This window comes from Bacillus vallismortis (genome assembly GCF_004116955.1).
Classification (GTDB): Bacteria; Bacillota; Bacilli; order Bacillales; family Bacillaceae; genus Bacillus; species Bacillus vallismortis.
This window is the reverse complement of sequence record NZ_CP026362.1, coordinates 184879-204347: the sequence shown is the minus strand read 5'-3', so window position 1 is coordinate 204347 and position 19469 is coordinate 184879. Positions and strand designations below refer to the sequence as shown.

At 44.5% G+C, this 19469-nt stretch carries 25 protein-coding genes and 1 riboswitch; of the genes, 3 read left to right on the top strand and 22 right to left on the bottom strand.

Features of this window, described 5'->3' with window-relative positions:
- Position 1: 1 nt before the first annotated feature.
- The 5 genes from BV11031_RS01065 to BV11031_RS01045 form a co-directional block, all read right to left on the bottom strand.
- The gene (locus BV11031_RS01065) at positions 2-880 is read right to left on the bottom strand and encodes a carbohydrate ABC transporter permease (protein ID WP_010329990.1); all 879 of its coding nucleotides are present in this window, start codon (positions 878-880) and stop codon (positions 2-4) included.
- 57 nt (positions 881-937) lie between these two features.
- On the bottom strand, positions 938-2206 hold the full coding sequence (locus BV11031_RS01060; RefSeq protein WP_010329991.1) for an ABC transporter substrate-binding protein: 1269 nt from the start codon (positions 2204-2206) through the stop codon (positions 938-940).
- An 80-nt stretch (positions 2207-2286) separates the two neighbouring features.
- Positions 2287-3273 carry a fructosamine deglycase FrlB gene (gene frlB / locus BV11031_RS01055; protein WP_010329992.1) on the bottom strand — a complete coding sequence of 329 codons (987 nt, stop codon included), beginning with the start codon at positions 3271-3273 and terminating at the stop codon, positions 2287-2289.
- Between the two features lie 198 nt (positions 3274-3471).
- Positions 3472-3846 carry a nucleotide excision repair endonuclease gene (locus BV11031_RS01050; protein WP_010329993.1) on the bottom strand — a complete coding sequence of 125 codons (375 nt, stop codon included), beginning with the start codon at positions 3844-3846 and terminating at the stop codon, positions 3472-3474.
- A gap of 100 nt (positions 3847-3946) precedes the next feature.
- Entirely contained in the window at positions 3947-5065 is a 1119-nt protein-coding gene (locus BV11031_RS01045) for an NAD(P)/FAD-dependent oxidoreductase (protein ID WP_010329994.1), read from the bottom strand.
- 158 nt (positions 5066-5223) lie between these two features.
- Here BV11031_RS01045 and BV11031_RS01040 point away from each other — a divergent pair, with 158 nt between their 5' ends.
- The 3 genes from BV11031_RS01040 to BV11031_RS01030 all read left to right on the top strand — a co-directional run bounded on the left by BV11031_RS01040 (position 5224) and on the right by BV11031_RS01030 (position 6194).
- Positions 5224-5370 carry a hypothetical protein gene (locus BV11031_RS01040; RefSeq protein ID WP_010329995.1) on the top strand — a complete coding sequence of 49 codons (147 nt, stop codon included), beginning with the start codon at positions 5224-5226 and terminating at the stop codon, positions 5368-5370.
- The gene (locus tag BV11031_RS01035) at positions 5370-5648 is read left to right on the top strand and encodes a hypothetical protein (protein WP_010329996.1); all 279 of its coding nucleotides are present in this window, start codon (positions 5370-5372) and stop codon (positions 5646-5648) included. The genes BV11031_RS01040 and BV11031_RS01035 overlap by 1 nt, the downstream gene beginning before the upstream one ends.
- A gap of 195 nt (positions 5649-5843) precedes the next feature.
- Positions 5844-6194 carry a BLB8/JUQZ-1 family protein gene (locus BV11031_RS01030; RefSeq protein ID WP_026014506.1) on the top strand — a complete coding sequence of 117 codons (351 nt, stop codon included), beginning with the start codon at positions 5844-5846 and terminating at the stop codon, positions 6192-6194.
- 43 nt (positions 6195-6237) lie between these two features.
- Here the strand turns inward: BV11031_RS01030 and sufB are convergent, their stop codons facing one another.
- The 17 genes from sufB to fadE all read right to left on the bottom strand — a co-directional run bounded on the left by sufB (position 6238) and on the right by fadE (position 19464).
- A complete protein-coding gene (gene sufB, locus BV11031_RS01025) occupies positions 6238-7635 on the bottom strand; it encodes a Fe-S cluster assembly protein SufB (RefSeq protein ID WP_003240854.1) in 1398 nt (465 codons plus the stop codon).
- Positions 7636-7655: 20 nt separating this feature from the next.
- On the bottom strand, positions 7656-8099 hold the full coding sequence (gene sufU, locus BV11031_RS01020) for a Fe-S cluster assembly sulfur transfer protein SufU (RefSeq protein WP_010329998.1): 444 nt from the start codon (positions 8097-8099) through the stop codon (positions 7656-7658).
- Complete coding sequence (sufS, locus tag BV11031_RS01015) at positions 8089-9309, bottom strand: cysteine desulfurase SufS (RefSeq protein WP_010329999.1); 1221 nt, start codon at positions 9307-9309, stop codon at positions 8089-8091. The genes sufU and sufS overlap by 11 nt, the downstream gene beginning before the upstream one ends.
- Entirely contained in the window at positions 9309-10622 is a 1314-nt protein-coding gene (gene sufD, locus BV11031_RS01010) for a Fe-S cluster assembly protein SufD (RefSeq protein ID WP_010330000.1), read from the bottom strand. The genes sufS and sufD overlap by 1 nt, the downstream gene beginning before the upstream one ends.
- 17 nt (positions 10623-10639) lie before the next feature.
- Complete coding sequence (gene sufC / locus BV11031_RS01005; protein WP_003327022.1) at positions 10640-11425, bottom strand: Fe-S cluster assembly ATPase SufC; 786 nt, start codon at positions 11423-11425, stop codon at positions 10640-10642.
- Positions 11426-11618: 193 nt separating this feature from the next.
- Entirely contained in the window at positions 11619-11756 is a 138-nt protein-coding gene (locus tag BV11031_RS00995; RefSeq protein WP_052245606.1) for a YuzK family famiily protein, read from the bottom strand.
- 192 nt (positions 11757-11948) lie between these two features.
- The gene (locus tag BV11031_RS00990; protein WP_026014507.1) at positions 11949-12326 is read right to left on the bottom strand and encodes a carboxymuconolactone decarboxylase family protein; all 378 of its coding nucleotides are present in this window, start codon (positions 12324-12326) and stop codon (positions 11949-11951) included.
- An 84-nt stretch (positions 12327-12410) separates the two neighbouring features.
- Entirely contained in the window at positions 12411-13235 is an 825-nt protein-coding gene (gene metQ / locus BV11031_RS00985) for a methionine ABC transporter substrate-binding lipoprotein MetQ (protein WP_010330003.1), read from the bottom strand.
- 13 nt (positions 13236-13248) lie between these two features.
- Complete coding sequence (gene metP, locus BV11031_RS00980) at positions 13249-13917, bottom strand: methionine ABC transporter permease MetP (RefSeq protein ID WP_010330004.1); 669 nt, start codon at positions 13915-13917, stop codon at positions 13249-13251.
- Positions 13910-14935 carry a methionine ABC transporter ATP-binding protein MetN gene (gene metN, locus BV11031_RS00975; RefSeq protein ID WP_010330005.1) on the bottom strand — a complete coding sequence of 342 codons (1026 nt, stop codon included), beginning with the start codon at positions 14933-14935 and terminating at the stop codon, positions 13910-13912. The genes metP and metN overlap by 8 nt, the downstream gene beginning before the upstream one ends.
- A gap of 105 nt (positions 14936-15040) precedes the next feature.
- A riboswitch (SAM riboswitch) is annotated at positions 15041-15147 on the bottom strand.
- Between the two features lie 114 nt (positions 15148-15261).
- The gene (locus tag BV11031_RS00970) at positions 15262-15606 is read right to left on the bottom strand and encodes an SCP2 sterol-binding domain-containing protein (protein ID WP_010330006.1); all 345 of its coding nucleotides are present in this window, start codon (positions 15604-15606) and stop codon (positions 15262-15264) included.
- A 107-nt stretch (positions 15607-15713) separates the two neighbouring features.
- Entirely contained in the window at positions 15714-16034 is a 321-nt protein-coding gene (locus tag BV11031_RS00965; RefSeq protein WP_010330007.1) for a thioredoxin family protein, read from the bottom strand.
- Between the two features lies 1 nt (position 16035).
- A complete protein-coding gene (locus tag BV11031_RS00960) occupies positions 16036-16398 on the bottom strand; it encodes a toprim domain-containing protein (RefSeq protein ID WP_026014508.1) in 363 nt (120 codons plus the stop codon).
- Between the two features lie 71 nt (positions 16399-16469).
- Positions 16470-16706, bottom strand: a complete 237-nt coding sequence (locus BV11031_RS00955; RefSeq protein WP_010330010.1) for a YusG family protein — start codon at positions 16704-16706, stop codon at positions 16470-16472.
- Between the two features lie 55 nt (positions 16707-16761).
- Positions 16762-17145, bottom strand: coding sequence for a glycine cleavage system protein GcvH (gcvH, locus tag BV11031_RS00950; protein ID WP_010330011.1), 384 nt, complete (start codon positions 17143-17145; stop codon positions 16762-16764).
- Positions 17146-17211: 66 nt separating this feature from the next.
- Positions 17212-17568, bottom strand: a complete 357-nt coding sequence (locus tag BV11031_RS00945) for an arsenate reductase family protein (RefSeq protein ID WP_010330012.1) — start codon at positions 17566-17568, stop codon at positions 17212-17214.
- Positions 17569-17679: 111 nt separating this feature from the next.
- Entirely contained in the window at positions 17680-19464 is a 1785-nt protein-coding gene (fadE, locus tag BV11031_RS00940; protein WP_010330013.1) for an acyl-CoA dehydrogenase FadE, read from the bottom strand.
- Positions 19465-19469: the final 5 nt, after the last annotated feature.

Here is a 19469-nt window from a genome sequence, read left to right as displayed (position 1 = left end):
GTTAGTCCTCCTTTCCGGTTTTAAAGAACTTCATTTGCATGAGCGACAATGCGAGCGTAATGAGTAATACAACGGTGGCAATCGCTGAAGCATAGCCCATCATATCCTTTGTAAAGGCGCTTTTATATAAAAACGTGCTCAAGACTTCTGAAGCGTTGCCCGGCCCTCCGCCTGTCAATATGTACGGTTCATTAAATACCGTAAAGGCGCCGGTCAGCGTCATCACTACCGCGACAAAAGACATCTCTTTCGTCTGGGGAACGGTAATATGAAAAAACTGCTGAATTTTCCCCGCACCGTCAAGACGGGCCGCTTCATACAGTTCATCCGGTATTTTTTGAATCGACACAATGTACAGCATCGCAATATAACCGACAGACTGCCATTGAGAGACAAAAATGACAGAAAGCATAGCCGTGCTGTCCTCCCCGAGCCAAGCTCTCGTCAGCTGATCAAGACCAACCGCCTGAAGCAGCTGATTCAAAAGCCCCGTCTCAGGGTTATAAATAAAATCAAACAAAAGCGCGATCACCGTCATCGAGATGACAACCGGCAAAAAGAAAACAGTACGAAAAAACGGCGACCATTTTCTGACCAGCTTATCCTCAAGCACCGCCGCCAAAATCAAACCACCAAATACCTGGCATGCAATTGAGATCACTGCGTAAAGCACATTATTGGCTAGTGCCTGATAAAAGACAGGATCATGAAATAAGTCAACATAGTTTTTCAAGCCGATAAACGTTTTTTCCGGAGAAAAAGAGCTCCACTGAAACAGGCTGAGGAAGACATTCTCAACAATCGGGATATAAACGAAAAGTAAAAAAACGAGAGCGGGCACCAAAAACAAATAGGGAATTGTTTTATTCTGATTGACCAAGGATATCTCATCTCCTTTATAAAAAGAAAAGGTGCGAAGCTTCACCTTTTCTTTGATTTATTCAGCTGACGCCCTTACTTGCTTCGCTGCTTTTTGAACAGCTTTCATGACCTGCTCCGGTGTCATGTCGCCGCCAAGCATTTGCTGGACGTTTGTTAAGTACGCATCGGCGATTTCAACATCGACATCCATATCAAACCACGGAACCATAGATTCGGCATCAACAATTTGCTGAATGGCTTCACGCTGAATGGCTGTAGAATTTTCTTCAGTAGCCGCTCCTTGCACAGCACTGTATTTCCCGACATCTTTGACGAGCTTTTCACCCATTTTTTTCGACGTCAGAAACTGCAAAAATGCCATCGCTTCCTTCGGATGTTTTGTTTTTGAGGCAATCATGAACCCTTCCGGAGCTCCCGTTAGCGCTTCTGAAGATCCTTTTTGCCCGCTGATTTCAGGGAATGGGAACATCCCGAGATCCACCGGTTCAACCAGTTTGATTTCCGCTGTTTCCGCATATATCATCGCCGACTTTCCGCTCTTAAACTGCTGTCTCACATATTCGTGGTCGACGGAGTTTACATGTTTATTGAAGTAAGGCATCAGCTCCTGAAGCTTTTCAAGTGCTTTCACATAACCTTCATCAGTAAATTCACCCGTTTTGGCGTTATAGTCCTTTTCCCGCGTTTTTTCATCGACCATCCGTTGATTGAGCGTGCCGATATAGTGTGAGATGGTCCAAGTCGCCTTTGTTCCGAAGCTGATCGGCGTATAGCCGTTTTCTTTCAGCTTCTTTGACACATCGATGAATTCATCCCATGTCTTCGGGGGATCAAGATTCAGCTTTTGGAAAATGTCTTTATGATAGAAGAATGATTTAGCGTCCATTTGCCACGGCACGCCATATTGCTTGTTTTCATAAGTAAATGGTGTGACTTGCGATTGAACGAGCTGTGATGACCAATCTGTATCATTTTTGTAGTAGGACGAGAGATCAAGCGCCTTATGGCCTCTGATAAATTTAAAAGCAAACTCGTCACTCCATGAGAAGTAAATGTCAGGAGGGCTGGTGGTTCCCAGCATGACCTTGATTTTGTCTTTATAGGAGTCATTCAAAACCGCTTCAATTTGAATGTCGATATCCGGGTGCTCTTTTTCAAATGCCTTCACAACCTCTTCAAAATAACTTTTTTCCGGCTCCTTCGGCCATCTGTGGAAAAATTTCAATGTCACCTTTCCGTCCGCTGAACTGCTCTGGCTCGAACAGCCCGCAATGGTGAACATACTGACAGCGGCAATGATCAAAAACAACAACATTTTCTTCAAAGGGTTGGCCTCCTCTGGACATTAGACTATAATGTTATATAACATTATAGTCTAATGGATAATGATTCCTCAGTTTCAGATCAATACTCAACTTTCCACATGTATCTTCTATGAGATAAAGGATGATGTCTCGCCTCTGCCAGCGCGTCCGCATAGCTTCTCAGCACACGGTTGAGAACGAGCGGCGCTAGATAGCCTTTAACTGAATCGTCTATTGCAGTGAAGTCGTAAGATGCAGCATCAAGCACAGTGAGCTTTTTGCCATATTTTTTCGAGAAGGTAAGCGCCCGCTCTTCAAGAGGCCTTGTTTCATCTAAACCGAGCAGGATGATAAACGGCACGGATTCATCAATAATTTCAAACGGTCCGTGAAAATATTCTCCGGCATGAATGGCGTGGGAATGAATCCATTGCATTTCCATGAGAATGCAGATGCTGTAGGAGTAAGCGACACCGTAGTTTGCACCGCTTGCCATTGTATAAATAATGCTTTCTTTTTCATGGGCTTTTGCGAATTGCTGTGCGTTGTCAGCTTCCTTCTTAAGGGCTCCTTCATACACAGCCTGCAATTGATCTAATCCTTCAATTGCTTGTTCAAATGTCGTATTGTTTTCTAATACTTGCAGAGTGCCGAAAACGATTTGATACAGAACGCCATAGTTCGTATTGATCGCAAGCGCCTCATCACCCCAATCGTACTGGGCAACATATTGCGCTTTTTGCGCTAAAGGAGACTCCGGCTCATGCGTCATCGCAATCGTAAGTGCGCCCTTGCTCCTCGCAAACGAAGCGGCTTTGACCGTTTCCGGGGTATTTCCCGAATGCGAGCACAAAATGACAAGAGACGTTTCACCAAGCTGGACAGGATTGCGCTGGATAAATTCGTTCGAGCTATAAAGATCGGAGTTGATTGATTTTGACTCTCTGTCAAACACATATTTACTCGGATACATGATGGCCGAAGACCCTCCGCATGCGACAAAAAATACATGGTCAATGGTTTTCCCATTCAAATCCTGCAAGAAAGCTTGAACCTCACGATTTACTTTTGCTGTGGATGGACTCAAATCCTTCACTCCTTCTTTTTATTATATAACGTTATATAACATTATATATTGTTATATTAAAGTCCGCTGGGAAAATTGTCAATATTGTTTTCTGAAATTTCTCAATAATCGAATCAGATGACAATACGGAAAAAGGCGCAACAAAAGCCAGAACTTCACATGAGCTCTGGCTTCGCTGTGCCTCCGCAGACTGATGTCTTACTTAAAAAATACCTTGTCTACATTGTACTTCGAGTGCTGTGTATTGATGATATACGTTTCGTAAATGTCTCTTTCCATTGGGTCATCGACGACACATACTTCAATTTTATATACTTCGTCTCTGTGATGTTTGATCGGTGAGACATTGTCTTCAAAATGCTTCTTAATTCTCTGTCTTAACTTTCTCGCTTTGCCGACAAACAGCAGCTCGTCATGAATGTTGTAAAACATGAAGATGCCCCCTTTGTCTCTTGGGATCTGGTGAAAGTCGATGAAGCCGTAAATCGCCTTTATTTTCGGTTCGTTTTCATTCGCTGCCTGTTGCCGTTCGGTGATGGTGACATTCGGTGCGGGTATATCAATTTTTATCAAATCAGTCACGTCCTCTTTTTCATTAAAGATAAATGCTAACATAGACAGAAAAGAAAAGCCAGAACAGCTTTATATTATTTGTTTGTTAAGCTTTTACTTATTATGCAAGCGCTCCGGCTGGATCATACGGACTAAGGTCTATTTCCGTCTGCTTTCCGAGAACTAGCTTTGCGAGCTCTGAACCTAAGAACGGTCCCATCGTTAATCCCGAGGCGCCTAAACCGTTAGCGGCGTAAAGCCCTTGAACATCCGGCACAGCGCCGACAACCGGGAGAAATCCCGGCGTAAACGGCCTAAAGCCCACTCTTGTTTCAATGGCAGCGCCATCAGCTAGACCCGGCGCAACAGCTAATGCTTTGCTCAATACTTCGTGCTGCCCTCCGGCTGTCACACGAAGATCATCTAGCCCGGCATCGTTTTCATGCGTGGCGCCGGCTACAATTCTGCCGTTATCAAACGAAAGAATATACTGATCGTTCGGCGGCATTACAACCGGCCACGATCCTGTATCTGTTTCCGTCATTTCAAAATGCATAATTTGCGCTTTCTGAAAGGACACTTGAAAATGAATGCCAAGAGGCTTCATGACCTCATTGGCCCATGCCCCTGCCGCCACAATGACCGCATCAGCCGTAAACTGCTGTGCGTCTGTTTGCACGCCGGTGACCGTTCCGTTTTCAACAAGCAAGGACGCATTTCCTTTGATGATCTCTGCGCCGCGTTTCTTAGCTGCGTTTAAAAGCGACCGGCACAGCGCCCTCCCATTCACACGGGCGGCCCCGCTGATATGAACCGATTCATAGCCACCAGCTAAAATCGGAAACAGCTTTTTCGTTTCACTTGCGGACAAGCGGGTAATGTCGCCGATCTCCGGCGCATCCTCCCGTCTCTTATGCGCCCGCTCCTCCATCTTATCAAGCTTGGACGCATCAGTATGAATACTGATGGCACCGACACGCTTATATCCTGTGTCCGTTTCTCCGTCTTCCTCCAATTGATGGATTAAATCCGTATAGTAGCGTGCTCCGCCCTTCGCGAGCTGATACCACTTCTGATTGCGGCGCTGCGATAGCCAGGGACAGACGATCCCGGCCGCCGCATCAGTCGCTTGTCCAGGTTCCTTCCGGTCAACCACCGTAACCCTGGCACCCCATTTGACAAGATGGTAAGCAGCCGAAGCGCCAAGTATCCCTGCGCCGACGATGATGTACGATTTCATATGAAAACACCTTTTCTATTATAATGTCTATTCATTTTACCAAATCGAGTGCTTTCCTTCGACCTTTTGACCCAATGTGGAAAAACCGCGAAGTTCGTCCAATCTCTTCACTCTTCTATCGAATATCCTGTCACTATCAATAGAGAAAGGATGATACCATGAGCGAAAATCGTCATGAAAATGAGGAAAACAGACGAGATGCAGCTGTCGCAAACGTCCAAAACAGCGGTAATGCAAAAGTGGTGGTCAACGTGAACACGGATCAGGATCAGGAACAGGCGCAGGCACAAGACGGGGATGAGTAATGAACGAAAACATCATTCCAATCAACAGACATACTCAAGAGATACCCGCTACCGAATCCGTGATCAAAAACAGTGGCAACTCCGAGGTTCATATCGACATTCACATTGATACAATGCCGATCGCCTTTGCTGTTTTGTGTTCTGCATTAGCCGCAAAACAGATGTCAAAAGAGGAATTTGACACGGCTTATAGACAATTGTTAGAAATGAAAAACATTCATAGCCCCCAAGCGGCATCTGTTATCAATATTCAACCCAATGATATCCCCGAACGTTAGAGAAGCAGCCGCAGGCTTAAATGACGCCTGCGGTTTCTACCTTTTAAATAGAACTTATCATTCGGTAAATAACCATTTGTTAACATTTTATACATATTTAGTTACAGGAAGCAGAGTTTCTTTATCAAAATTGTATAGTGTAAGAAAAAATAAAAAGGAGTGTTACAAATGAAAGGTAAAAAAGGAGTGTTACAAATGAAAGGTAAAAAAGTTATTATTTCTGCACTGTCAGTTTCTGCTTTAGCTCTCAGCTTAGGTGGTGTGGCATCCGCTGAAGAAATGTCAGCTGCACCGGCATCTTCCATTCAAAATGCCTCACACAGCCCGATAAAAGTCATGGATGCCTTTTATCAGATGAAAGTAAACAGTTACTTAAATATTGCCAGAGATGGAGCTACTAGCTACGTAGTAACCTCCGGCCGCGATTATATCTCTGTCAGTCAAAGCGGAATGGTATACAGCAAGTCAATACCTGGATCTGCCCAAGTCACGATCTATAAAGGATCGAGCGTACTAGGCGTTGTAACGATCAGTGTTCGTCAGTAAATAGACAAAACCCGGCGGAACCATCCGCCGGGTTTCATTTATATTAACCGATTGAACCTTCCATTTCGAACTTAATCAAACGGTTCATTTCAACTGCGTATTCCATCGGAAGCTCTTTTGTGAATGGCTCGATGAAGCCCATTACGATCATTTCAGTCGCTTCTTCTTCGGAAATGCCGCGGCTCATCAAGTAGAAGAGCTGCTCTTCAGATACTTTAGACACTTTCGCTTCGTGCTCCAATGAAATGTTATCATTTAAGATTTCATTGTAAGGAATGGTGTCTGAAGTCGATTTATTATCCATAATGAGCGTATCGCACTCGATGTTAGAGCGGGCGCCTTCCGCTTTGCGTCCGAAGTGGACGATTCCGCGGTATGTTACTTTTCCGCCTTGTTTTGAAATCGATTTTGATACGATTGTGGATGATGTGTTTGGTGCAAGGTGAATCATTTTCGCACCCGCATCCTGATGCTGGCCTTTACCCGCAAGAGCGATAGAAAGCGTCATACCGCGCGCGCCTTCGCCTTTTAGGATACAAGCCGGATATTTCATTGTCAGTTTAGACCCGATGTTGCCGTCGATCCATTCCATCGTTGCGTTTTCTTCACAGATCGTACGCTTCGTTACAAGGTTGTAAACGTTATTCGCCCAGTTTTGGATCGTTGTATAACGGCAGTAGCCGCCTTTTTTCACGATGATCTCAACAACCGCACTGTGTAGTGAGTTTGTTGTGTAAACAGGCGCCGTACAGCCTTCAACATAATGAACGCTTGCTTCTTCGTCAACGATGATCAGCGTACGTTCGAACTGACCCATGTTTTCGGAGTTGATACGGAAGTAAGCTTGAAGCGGTGTTTCAACCTTCACGCCTTTAGGCACGTAGATGAAAGATCCGCCGGACCAAACAGCTGAGTTAAGCGCCGCAAACTTGTTATCAGTCGGCGGGATCACTTTCGCCCAGTGCTCACGGAAAATATCTTCATTTTCTTTCAGCGCGCTGTCAGTGTCTTTAAAGACGATGCCTTGCGCTTCAAGATCTTCTTTCATGTTGTGGTATACAACCTCAGATTCGTACTGAGCAGAAACACCCGCAAGGTATTTTTGTTCAGCTTCAGGAATACCGAGCTTGTCGAATGTTTGCTTAATTTCGTCAGGAACCTCATCCCAAGAACGCTCTGAACGCTCAGACGGTTTTACGTAATACGTAATTTCGTCAAAGTTCAGTGAGTTTAAATCTCCGCCCCATTGTGGCATTGGCATGTTGTAGAAATGCTCAAGTGATTTCAAGCGGAAATCAAGCATCCATTGAGGCTCTTCTTTCATGCGAGAAATTTCTTCTACGATTTCTTTTGTCAATCCGCGCTCTGAACGGAAAATGGAAACGTCCTTGTCGTGAAAACCATACTTGTATTCACCAATATCAGGCATTTTTTTAGCCATCCATTTTCACTCCAATCCTTTTAATTGCCGCCTTCTTCTTTCGCGACTCCTTTTTCAAGTGCTTTCCATGACAGGGTGGCACATTTGATACGGGCGGGGAATTTTGAAACGCCTTGAAGGGCTTCAATATCCCCGAGATCTATAGAATCATCATACTCGTTCCCTTGCATCATATCCGAGAAAATCTTAGACATGGAAAGGGCTGTTTCGATATCTTTCCCTTTAATCGCCTGCGTCATCATCGAAGCGGATGCCATTGAAATGGAACAGCCTTCCCCTTCAAATTTCGCATCTTCCACGGTGTCTCCGTCAAGCTTCATTGTCAGTCTGATTCGGTCGCCGCATGTCGGATTGTTCATGTCCACGACGATGCTGTCATTCAAAACCCCTTTGTTGCGCGGGTTTTTGTAATGATCCATAATCACCTGTCTGTACAATGTATCTAAGTTTGCATTAAAAGACATTTGTAAAATACTCCTTTGTCTTTTGAAGAGCTTCCGCAAGCTTATCAATCTCTTCCTCTGTATTATACAGATAAAAGCTTGCTCTTGCAGTAGCAGTTACATCCAGCCATTTCATCAGCGGCTGCGCGCAATGATGGCCGGCTCTGACTGCGATTCCCTCCGCATCAAGCACAGTCGCCACATCGTGAGGATGAACGTCATCAAGATTAAAAGTGACAAGCCCGGCACGCTCTTCCGGCCCATAAACCGTTACGCCGTCAAGCTGGCGGAAGCGTTCAAGCGCATAAGCCGCAAGCTTGTGCTCGTGGCGGGAGATTTCATCAAGACCAATTTCTTCGAGAAAATCAATGGCGGCGCCGAGACCGATTGCTCCCGCAATAATCGGCGTACCCGCTTCAAATTTCCACGGAAGCTCTTTCCAAGTTGATTCATAAAGCCCGACAAAGTCGATCATTTCACCGCCGAATTCGGCAGGCTCCATGTTTTCCAGCAAGGCTTTCTTCCCGTACAGCACACCAATACCGGTAGGGCCGCACATTTTATGGGAAGAAATCGCAAAGAAGTCGCAATCGAGATCCTGCACGTCAATCTTCATGTGAGGCGTGCTTTGTGCACCGTCCACCACAATAACAGCCCCGTTGTCATGGGCGATTTTCGCCATTTCTTTAATCGGGTTGATCGTGCCGAGGACGTTAGATACATGAGACACTGCAACAATTTTCGTGTTGCTTGTGACCGTTTCTCTTACGTCTTCTAAAGAAATCGTTCCGTCTTCCTGCAACGGAATATATTTTAATGTGGCGCCAGTCGCTTTGACAGCCTGCTGCCACGGAATGATATTCGCATGATGCTCCATGTAGGTGATGACCACTTCATCACCCGGTTTCAGGTTGGCGCGCGCATAGCTTAACGCCACCATATTCAGTGATGTGGTCGTGCCTTTTGTGAAAATAATCTCAGCCATTGACTTCGCGTTAATAAACTTGCGGACTTTTTCACGCGCCCCTTCATAACCGTCTGTCGCTCTGGTTCCAAGTGTATGGACGCCCCGGTGAACATTGGAATTGTAATGATTATAATACTTATCCAATGTTTCAATGACAGCACGCGGCTTCTGGGAAGTCGCCGCGCTGTCGAGATAAACGAGATCATGTCCGTTCACTTGCTGATGAAGGATCGGGAACTGTTCACGAATATCTGTGATATTCATTACTTCACTTTCCTTTCGATAACAGAAACCAATTGTTTCTTAACGCCTTCAATCGGAAGTTCGTTTACTACCGGCGCAAGGAATCCGTAGATGACTAAACGTTCTGCTTCTTCTTTCGCAATTCCGCGGCTCATCAGGTAGTAAAGCTGAATAGGGTCAACACGGCCGACAGATGCCGCATGTCCTGCAGTTACATCGTCTTCGTCAATTAAAAGAATAGGGTTTGCATCTCCGCGTGCTTTTTCGCTTAGCATTAGCACACGTGATTCTTGTTCCGCATTCGCTTTTGAAGCGCCATGTTCAATTTTTCCGACTCCGTTAAAGATAGAAGAAGCGGAATCCTTCATCACACCGTGCTTCAAGATATATCCTTCTGAAGCTTTACCGAAATGGATGATTTGTGTTGTAAAGTTCTCTGTTTGCTCTCCTCTTCCGACTACAACCGTTTTTGTATCGCCGTATGTGCCGTCACCGTAAAGGTTTGTTGTGTTTTCGGAGATCGTGTCGCCGTCATTCATCAGGCCGAGAGCCCACTCGATTTTGCTGTCGCGTCCGCGCGCGGCACCGCGGCGGTTCACATATGTGGTCACACCGCTGGACAGCGTATCAACCGCACCGTATGTCACGCTGGCATTATCACCTGTGATGACCTCACTGATAATGTTGAACACGGCATCTTTCGGATTTACAGTGCTGATGTAGTTTTCTACATATGTGACAGAGCTGTGGTCTTCAGCCACAATCAGCACGTGGTTGAACAGAGCCGTATCGTTGCTTTCGTGGACATAAACAGCCTGAACCGGCGTCTCCACCTGAACGTTTTTCGGAACATAAAGGAATGCTCCTCCGTTAACAAGAGCCGCGTGAAGCGCAGTTAATTTGTGCTCATCAACCTTCACGCCGTCTTTCATAAAGTATTTCTCCACTAAGTCACTGTGCTCGCGTGCAGCCGTCAGAATATCAGTGAAGATGACGCCTTTATCCTTCAATTCCTGAGAAAGAGAAAGGTATGCCGGCGTCTGGTCACGCTGCACGTATAATGTTTTATCTTCGTTTTCAATATCGATCAGCGCTTTTGCTTCATCAGTCAAGTCTTCTAATGAAGAAAGCGGTTCGTTATCAACTGTATGCTTCGCGAAGTTTGTGAAGTTCCAGTTTGTGATTTTTGTTTTATCAGGCTTCGGCATCGGCAGATCCTCAGCTTGTTCAAGAGCCTGTAAGCGCAGGTTTTTCAGCCAGGCAGGTTCTTGATGCTTTTCGGAAAAGCTTTTGAGATACTCCTGATCTACGGATAGTTTTGTATCTAGTGTCATGTTAATCCCCCTAACGCTTACGCTTCTTGGCCTACAGTTTCGTCTTCAATACCAAGTTCTTGTTTAATCCAGTCATAACCTTCTGCTTCGAGACGCTGTGCAAGCTCTGCACCGCCGGATTTCACCACGCGGCCTTGCATCATAACGTGAACAACATCCGGAGTGATGTAGTTTAACAGGCGCTGATAGTGAGTGATCATCAGGCAGCCGAAGTTTTCGCTGCGCATTCTGTTGATCCCTTTAGATACGACTTTCAGAGCATCAATATCAAGGCCTGAGTCGATTTCATCAAGGATGGCGATTTTTGGTTCAATCATCATTAATTGAAGGATTTCGTTGCGTTTTTTCTCCCCGCCTGAGAATCCTTCATTAAGGTAACGTTGTGCCATTTCAGGGTCCATTTCAAGGAACTCCATGTTTTCGTCCATTTTGCGGATGAATTTCATGAGAGAAATTTCATCGCCTTCTTCTCTGCGCGCATTGATTGCTGAACGAAGGAAGTCGGCATTTGTTACACCGCTGATTTCACTTGGATACTGCATGGCTAGGAATAAACCCGCCTGCGCGCGCTCGTCCACTTCCATCTCCAGTACATCTTTGCCGTCAAGCGTGATGCTGCCTTTTGTTACTTCATATTTAGGGTGCCCCATAATAGCAGCTGAAAGAGTGGATTTACCAGTTCCGTTTGGTCCCATTACTGCGTGGAACTCTCCACCTTTTATTTCAAGGTTTACACCCTTTAAGATCTCTTTCCCTTCGATTTCAACGTGAAGATCTTTGATCGTTAATGTTGAAGCAGCCATATCTATACCTCCAAAAATATATAATCATTATTCTCATTTTATTCTCATTCTAATTTTATAACAAATGAAAAGTAAATACAACTTTTTATCGTGCCTCGCACATTTCTCAAGTTTAACAAAGATCAGCACTTTATTAAAGCGATTGAAAAAGAAAAAGAGTGGATTCCCACCCTTTTTTAGAAGATTGATTTTCTCAATAAGCTCCCGCAGAAATCCGCTTGCTCTTTTTATAATCAAGCTCTCTCTGCCGCTCTACTCTCAGTCTTGTTTCCAGCCGGCGTCCGTATTCCTCGTATCCAATTCCGTGAGACAGCTGCATCGCTTTTTCCATTTCTGACGTATAATCGAGGTTCAGTCTATCCTGGCTGTTACAAATAATAAATCAATCCCTTCATTTATTTGCTTCTATTGTAACAACGCTGCGATGGAAGCTGCAAAAAGGAAACGGCTCGAAATAACGGCAGATGAGACGAAAGCATCCTTTCAGCTCAAATGAGAATGGTTTTTCGGAACATTCCTTCTCTTAATGCGCGGTGCTTCCAAATTCCTCTATGCACTGCTGGACGACTGTTACGCCTTGGCTAAGAGCCGCGCCGCCTCCGAATGCCGCTGCCACACTTACGGCTTCGAGAATATTCTCCTCTGTCGCTCCCTCATCAAGACAGCCTTTTGTATGATAGATCATGCAATATTCATCCTGGGCATTGATTGCGATTCCGAGGGCGATCAGCTGTTTTTCTCTCTCAGTCAGTGAATTCCCGGCAAAGCATTGTTCGGTAAACTCATTAAACTTTCTTCCCATCAGCGGCATCTTTTGTTCAAATGTGCCTAAACCTAATTTATATTCTTTTAGCGCGTCCTGCATGCTTCCTCTGTCTTGATTCAAAGAAAATCCCTCCATCTGTTTAACATTCCTTTTTATTATGAACAGCTTTTAGGAAAATACCCGAAAAAAACCCCGGATTTCTCATCCGGGGTTTCAGTCTTATTCAGAGACAGGAAGCACAGCTCCGTCGTATTTTTTCTCGATGAAGTCTTTGATCTCTTTAGAGTGAAGAACTTCCATCAGCGCTTTAATCTTGTCAGAATCTTCTTCGCCTTTTCTTACTGCGACGATGTTAGCGTATGGGTTGTTTTTCGTTGCTTCCACTTCAATCGCGTCTTTTTTAGGGTTTAATTTATTTTGGATCGCATAGTTTACATTGATGAAGACTGCGTCTCCTTCTTTGTTTTCATATGCTTTTGCCGTTACTTCAGGCGCTACTTTTTTGAATTCAAGGTTTTTCGGGTTTTTCTTAATGTCTTTCAAAGTTGCGTCAACTGTTTCCACGTTAGAATCAAGTGTGATTAGCCCCGCATTTTCAAGCATTGCAAGCATACGGCCTTGTTCAGCCACGTTGTTTGTCAGAATAATTGTCGCACCCTTTGGAAGGTCTTTCAGCGATTTGTATGTTTTAGAGTAAATACCGAATGGCTCTAAGTGAACAGCGCCGGCATTCACAAGTTTGTAATCTGTGTTTTCTTTCATTTCTTGCTCAAGGTAAGGAATGTGCTGGAAGTAGTTCGCATCCACTTCTTTATCAGATAAAGCTTTGTTGTACATCTTGTAATCACTAAGCACTTTCACTTCCAGCGTATAGCCTTTTTCTTTCAACAGTGGTTCAGCTTCTTTTAAAATTTCCGCATGCGGTGTTTTTGTCGCAGCAACGACAATTTCTTTCTTGCCAGACTCTGCGCCTTTATTCGAACCGCAGGCAGCCAAAACTCCTGCAAATACAAGCAATAGTGCACCTAAAAATAGCTTTTTCATTGTAAATCCTCCCTTATCGTTTATCTATAATATTTGTTATGACATCACCGATGATTTGAATAATAAATACGATGATTAAAATAAACACAGTAGCAATGAAGGTAACATCAGCATTGTTCGACTGATAGCCTTCTACGTACGCAAGGTTTCCAAGGCCGCCTGAACCGATGGCCCCGGCGATTGCCGTTGAGCCGATCAAAGCGATCGCCGTCACCGTGATGCCAGAAATGAGAGCCGGCATAGATTCAGGAAGCAGCACTTTGAAAATAATCGTAGACGTCTTGGCTCCCATTGATTTGGCAGCTTCGATAACACCTTTGTCTACCTCGCGCAGCGCGATTTCAGCGAGGCGCGCGTAAAACGGTGCCGAGCCGATCACCAGCGCCGGCAATGCGGCGTTTGGCCCTAAGATCGTGCCGACTAAAAACTTCGTAAAACCAAGCAATAAAATAATTAGAATGAGGAACGGAATCGATCTGAATATGTTGACAACAGCCGCAATCACAGAGTTGACCGTTTTATTCTGCCAGAGGCTCCCTTTGCTTGTCAGAAAGAGCAGCAAGCCGAGAATCACCCCGATAACAAAAGCAAACAGCAGAGAGATCAGCGTCATATAAAGGGTTTCATATGTCGCGTTCCACAATTCAGTTAAATCAACATTCGGAAAATATGTTTCAAACATTCGTGATCACCTCTGCTTTTACCTGTTTGTCATTAATGAACCGGATCACGTTTTGCACTTCTTCCTCGTCACCGTCAATGTGGATGAACAGTGAACCGTAAGCTCCATCCTTCGTTTGCGAAATTTTCCCTTGCAAAATATTGACGCTGACATTAAAGTTTCTGATCATCTCTGTAATCAGAGGCTGTTCAGCCGAATCACCGACAAATGTGAGCTGAACCGTTTTTCCTGATGCTGTTTCATCAAGAAGGTGCTGAAGCGTTTCCTTCGTTTCTTCCGGCTCTGTCACCTGCTGAACAAACCGTTTTGTCATGTCTTCTTTCGGGTTTTTGAAGACATCAAGAACTTCGCCTTCTTCCACAACCTTTCCGTTTTCCATGACAGCGACTCTGTTGCAGATTTTGCGGATCACATGCATTTCATGCGTGATCAGCACAATTGTCAAACCGAGTCTATCATTAATATCGGACAATAGATCCAAAATTGAATCAGTCGTTTGCGGATCTAATGCTGATGTCGCTTCATCACATAGGAGAACCTTCGGATTGTTTGCGAGCGCTCTGGCGATTCCGACACGCTGCTTTTGTCCGCCGCTCAGCTGAGAAGGATAAGATTTTTCTTTTCCTTCTAAACCTACCAGTTTAATCAGTTCATTGGCGCGCTTGATACGCTCGTTCTTTTTCACCCCGGCAATTTCCAGAGGAAACATGATATTATCTCTGACCGTCCGCGACCACAGCAAATTGAAATGCTGGAAAATCATGCTGATGTTATGGCGTGCTTTTCTTAACCCGCGTCCGTTTACTTCATTAATCTTGGTTCCCGCTACTTCCACGGTTCCTGAGGTTGGTTTCTCAAGGCCGTTCAGCAGACGGATTAAGGAACTTTTTCCAGCTCCGCTATATCCTATAATTCCAAAAATCTCACCTTTTTTGATGGAAAGCGAGACATTTTGGACAGCATTGACATCTCCATGTTTCGACTTATAGACTTTTGAAACATCTTGAAGATTGATCAAAGCAATCACCTGCCTTAACACTATTCTAAGAAATCTTCCGGGATTTTCTGCAAAAGAAAAACCTTTCTGCACATGTGAGCAGAAAGGCTTATATAAAACGCCTTTCTCTCATCTTTCAAAGCTGAACGCTTCGTGTGAATTGGCACCATTTCAACAGCGTTGATGGTTGCCGGGCTTCATAGGGCACTTCCCTCCACCTCTCTTGATAAGAGAAATATATAGTCTTTTTCGTCCGGAAATTCTTAATGTAGAATAGCATGGGGGATGTTTGCATGTCAATAAAATAAATGATGTCAACTTTTACTATTATAATAATTTGCTATTTTTTAATTCTTTGCAATCCTCTGAAAAAAACCATTCGTCAGCCAGAGAATCGCTTCTAGCTTTAACAGGGCTCTGAAGGACCCCTTAACTTTCAGGCTTCCGCTCTGAATCAGATGCTGAAGGGAAATATCTCCGTGCAATAAATGAATGATTTCGGATTGGTTTCCGTAAAAGGTCAGGTTGGACGTTTGGCGCTGAGAAATTTCTTTCATTTCTCCCTGTTCGTTTATTGAGACGGTTAAGGCTTCTGTTTCTCCTTGGAAGGTAATGAGCAATGTTGAAGCGCTCAAAAGGGGTCTTAAAAACAGATGCTGATACTCATCTTCTAAAACTTCCGCTTTCTCCATATGTACAACCTCCTATTTGTTGGTCATACATAGACATTTCTCTCTTTAGCATATGAACCCCTTTATAAAACGAACGACAATTTCATTGGAATGTGCTGAGAAATATGTCATAAATGGGATGCGGAAGATGATTTTTGTTTGATCAGCTCATATAAATAAGAAACGGAATGAAACGCATATCCTCTTTCGACCACTTTTCCGCCTTTAAACAGCAGAAAACAAGGAACGCTCTCAATTTGATACGCTTTTGCGAAAGTCGGAGAATAATTGACATTGTTTTGATAGAAGGCGACATCAGGCAGCATTTCTTTCACGACTGTCAGCATTTTGCTTGCAAGCTGGCAAGTGCCGCAAAATGGAGTATATAAATATAGAAGATACACATCATCAGAAATGTGCTCAAGTTCATGTTCCTGGAGTTCTTTCATGCTATACACCTCGGGGCTTTCTTTCAAGAAAAATAGTATGGACATTCAAATTCGCGCGCAGCAATACAGAGGCGACATGGTGCCTGGGCGCAGCCTCGACTTCTTTATAGGCTCTGTCGATATGCAGATGGCAGGCTTCGTTAAACTCTCTTTTCAGCTGTTTTCTCAATTTCTCGCCTGATTCATCAGCATCAACCAATATATAGACGTCTTTATCGTAAAGCTCGTCAGCCAATTCTTCAAGCTTCAGCTGGCTGATTGTTCCGTTTGTGCAGATAATGCGCACCGGTTCATTCAAGACGCTTTCGATTTTCTCTTTATCTGATTTCCCTTCGACAATCAAAACCTTTTCCAGCTCATCCATTTTCTTCACCTGCCGCGTCAAATTTGAAACGTTCAGATTGTAAAAGAAGGCAGTGAAATTCACCGCCATCATTAACACCAGCCATTTTCGTAGTCACAGTCCACATATTTTGCGTCATTTCCTGAGACCACGTCAGCTGTCTTATAAAACTTCTCATTTTCAAAGGAATAACCGGATTTAAGCTCATATTCATTCATGCTTGTCATTTGTCCGATCCTCTCATTTTCATGATATAACGAGAGCCGGCCATTTTGAAAGCGGCCTGTCACATCATTGGTGACATCGAGCTTTTGTTTGCTGAAAGCCATATTGGACACCTCCCATAACGTTAGCGTGTCCAATTGCCTTTACAGCTATCCTGTTTTAGTCTTCCTGTGTCATCTCTTCGTATTGTTCTGCTGTCATCAGTTTTTCAATTTCAGAAGCGTCAGACGGCTCAACGACGATCATCCATGCTTTTTCGTACGGAGATTCATTGACGAATTCCGGACTGTCATCAAGATCTTCGTTTATTTCCACAACAGTTCCGTTAATCGGCGCATAAAGCTCAGATACCGTTTTAACGGATTCAACGCTGCCGAATGGCTCGTCCGCTTTGATTTCAGCACCCACTTCAGGAAGTTCGACAAACACGATATCACCTAGCTCGGACTGGGCAAAATGTGTAATCCCGATTCTGGCTTTTTCTCCTTCAACTTTTACCCACTCGTGTTCTCCTGAGTAACGCAAATCTTTAGGTATGCTCAATTGAATCCCTCCATTTTTTACAGCACTATAATAAGAAGATACCATACTTTTCAAAAAAAATTGACCTTAAGCCCAGTTTTCTTCAAATTGGTCTTCTTTAAAACCGACTGTCACTTTTTCGCCGTCTGTTGTAAGCGGGCGTTTGATCAGCATTCCGTCTGAAGCAAGCAGTTCAAGCTGTTCGTCCTCTGACATGTGATACAGCTTTTCCTTGAGATTCAGCTCACGGTATTTCATGCCGCTCGTGTTGAAAAATTTCTTGAGCTCCAGCCCGCTTTTTTCATAAAGCGCTTTTAGTTCTTCTTTGCTTGGAGGCTGCTCTGCAATATGTATTTCGTTTATTTCTTTTCCATGATCTTCAAGCCATTTCTTTGCTTTGCGGCACGTTCCGCACTTAGGGTACCAGTAAAAAGTTAACGACATCTCTTCTTCCCCCTCGATAAAATAATCGTGGTTATTTTAACACAGTTTGTTTTAAAAACCTAAAACAGTGCTTCTTAAAAAGAGCTCCGCGCACGCGGAGCTCTTCGCCAATCAAACAATATATTTTTCAGCTTCGAAAACGCCCGCTGCCGCTTCGCGTTTTTTCTGAATCACGTTTTTAGGTGTGACGCGCGTCAGCTTGCGCAGAGCGGAAAGCATCATGCGGAGTGAATCTCCTTCTTCCATTGCGATGAGGGATTCCTTCGCGTGCGCTTCAATTTCGTTAAAGGCCTCCTGAACGAAAATTTCAGTATACAGCACTTTTTGCGCCGCTTTTTCTCCGCCTTGCGCGGCAATGGCCTTTTCCGTTCTCAGCACGGCTGATTCCATTGCGTACACATTGCTGACGATATCCGCCACGTTGACAAGAATTTCTTGTTCGCGGTCGATGGCTTTTCCGTACTTCTGCGCGGCGAGACCGGCGGCGAACAGCGCGATTTTTTTGGCTTGCTTCACTATATATTTCTCCTGCTCTAAAACGCCGCTGCCAGGCTCTTCAGGCATAAGCATCATGAGTTCTTCTTGAAGCGACTGTGCTTTTTCAAATAGAGGCAATTCACCTTTAAGCGCTTTTTTCAGGAAGGTGCTTGGCACGATTAACCGGTTGATTTCGTTTGTGCCTTCAAAAATTCGATTGATCCTTGAATCCCTATAAGCCCTTTCCACTTCGTACTCCTGCATAAAACCGTAGCCTCCATGAATCTGCACGCCTTCATCAACGATATAATCAAGCGTTTCGGAGCCGAATACCTTATTTAGAGAGCATTCAATGGCGTATTCAGCAATTGACTTGGCGATTTGCCGGCCGTCCTTGAGGTCTTCGGCCGTAAACTGGCTCATATTGTCTTCAAACAGTCCGACGGTTCTGTACACAGAGCTTTCCATCGCGTACAGCCTTGATGCCATTGTCGCGATTTTTTCCTGTGTCAGCGAAAAGCCCGCAATCGGCGTTTTGAATTGGCGGCGCTGATTTGCGTATGCCGCGGACAGCTCGATCACCCGCTTAGACGCGCCGATTGTGCCGACCGCCAGCTTATAACGGCCGATATTTAAAATATTAAAAGCGATCACATGCCCTTTGCCGATTTCGCCAAGCAGGTTTTCTTTTGGCACTTCAGCTTGATCTAAAATGAGGGTTCTTGTCGATGATCCTTTGATTCCCATTTTCTTTTCTTCCGGACCTGTAGATACACCCGGGTAATCTTTTTCTACAATAAAGGCTGAAAACTTGTCACCGTCTACCTTAGCGTACACAACAAACACATCAGCAAAGGCTGAGTTGGTAATCCACTGTTTTTCTCCGGTTAACACGTAATGCGTTCCCGCTTCATTCAGCACGGCAGTTGTTTTTGCCCCTAGCGCATCAGACCCAGAGCCCGGCTCAGTCAGTGCATATGCCGCGATCTTTTCGCCTGAAGCGAGCCCGGGCAGATATGTTTTCTTTTGTTCTTCTGTTCCAAAAAACACGATTGGCAAGGACCCGATACCGACATGCGCGCCATAAGAAAGCGAAAAGCTTCCCGCACGCGAAAATTTTTCAGTGATGAGCGCGGAGCTGATTTTATCAAGGCCGAGCCCTCCGTATTCCTCAGGCACATCAGCCCCAAGCAGCCCAAGTTCGCCCGCTTTCTTTAACAGCCGGACTGAATGTTCAAATTTGTGGTTTTCGATATCATCTATATGAGGGAGAACATCTTGCTCAATATAGTCCTCTGTTGTTTTCGCGATCATTTTATGTTCGTCAGTGAAATCCTCTGGTGTATACATTTGCTCGTATGAGACATCCTCGATTAAGAAACCGCCGCCTTTTTGTACTTCAGCCGTTTTTTTCGCCATTTGTT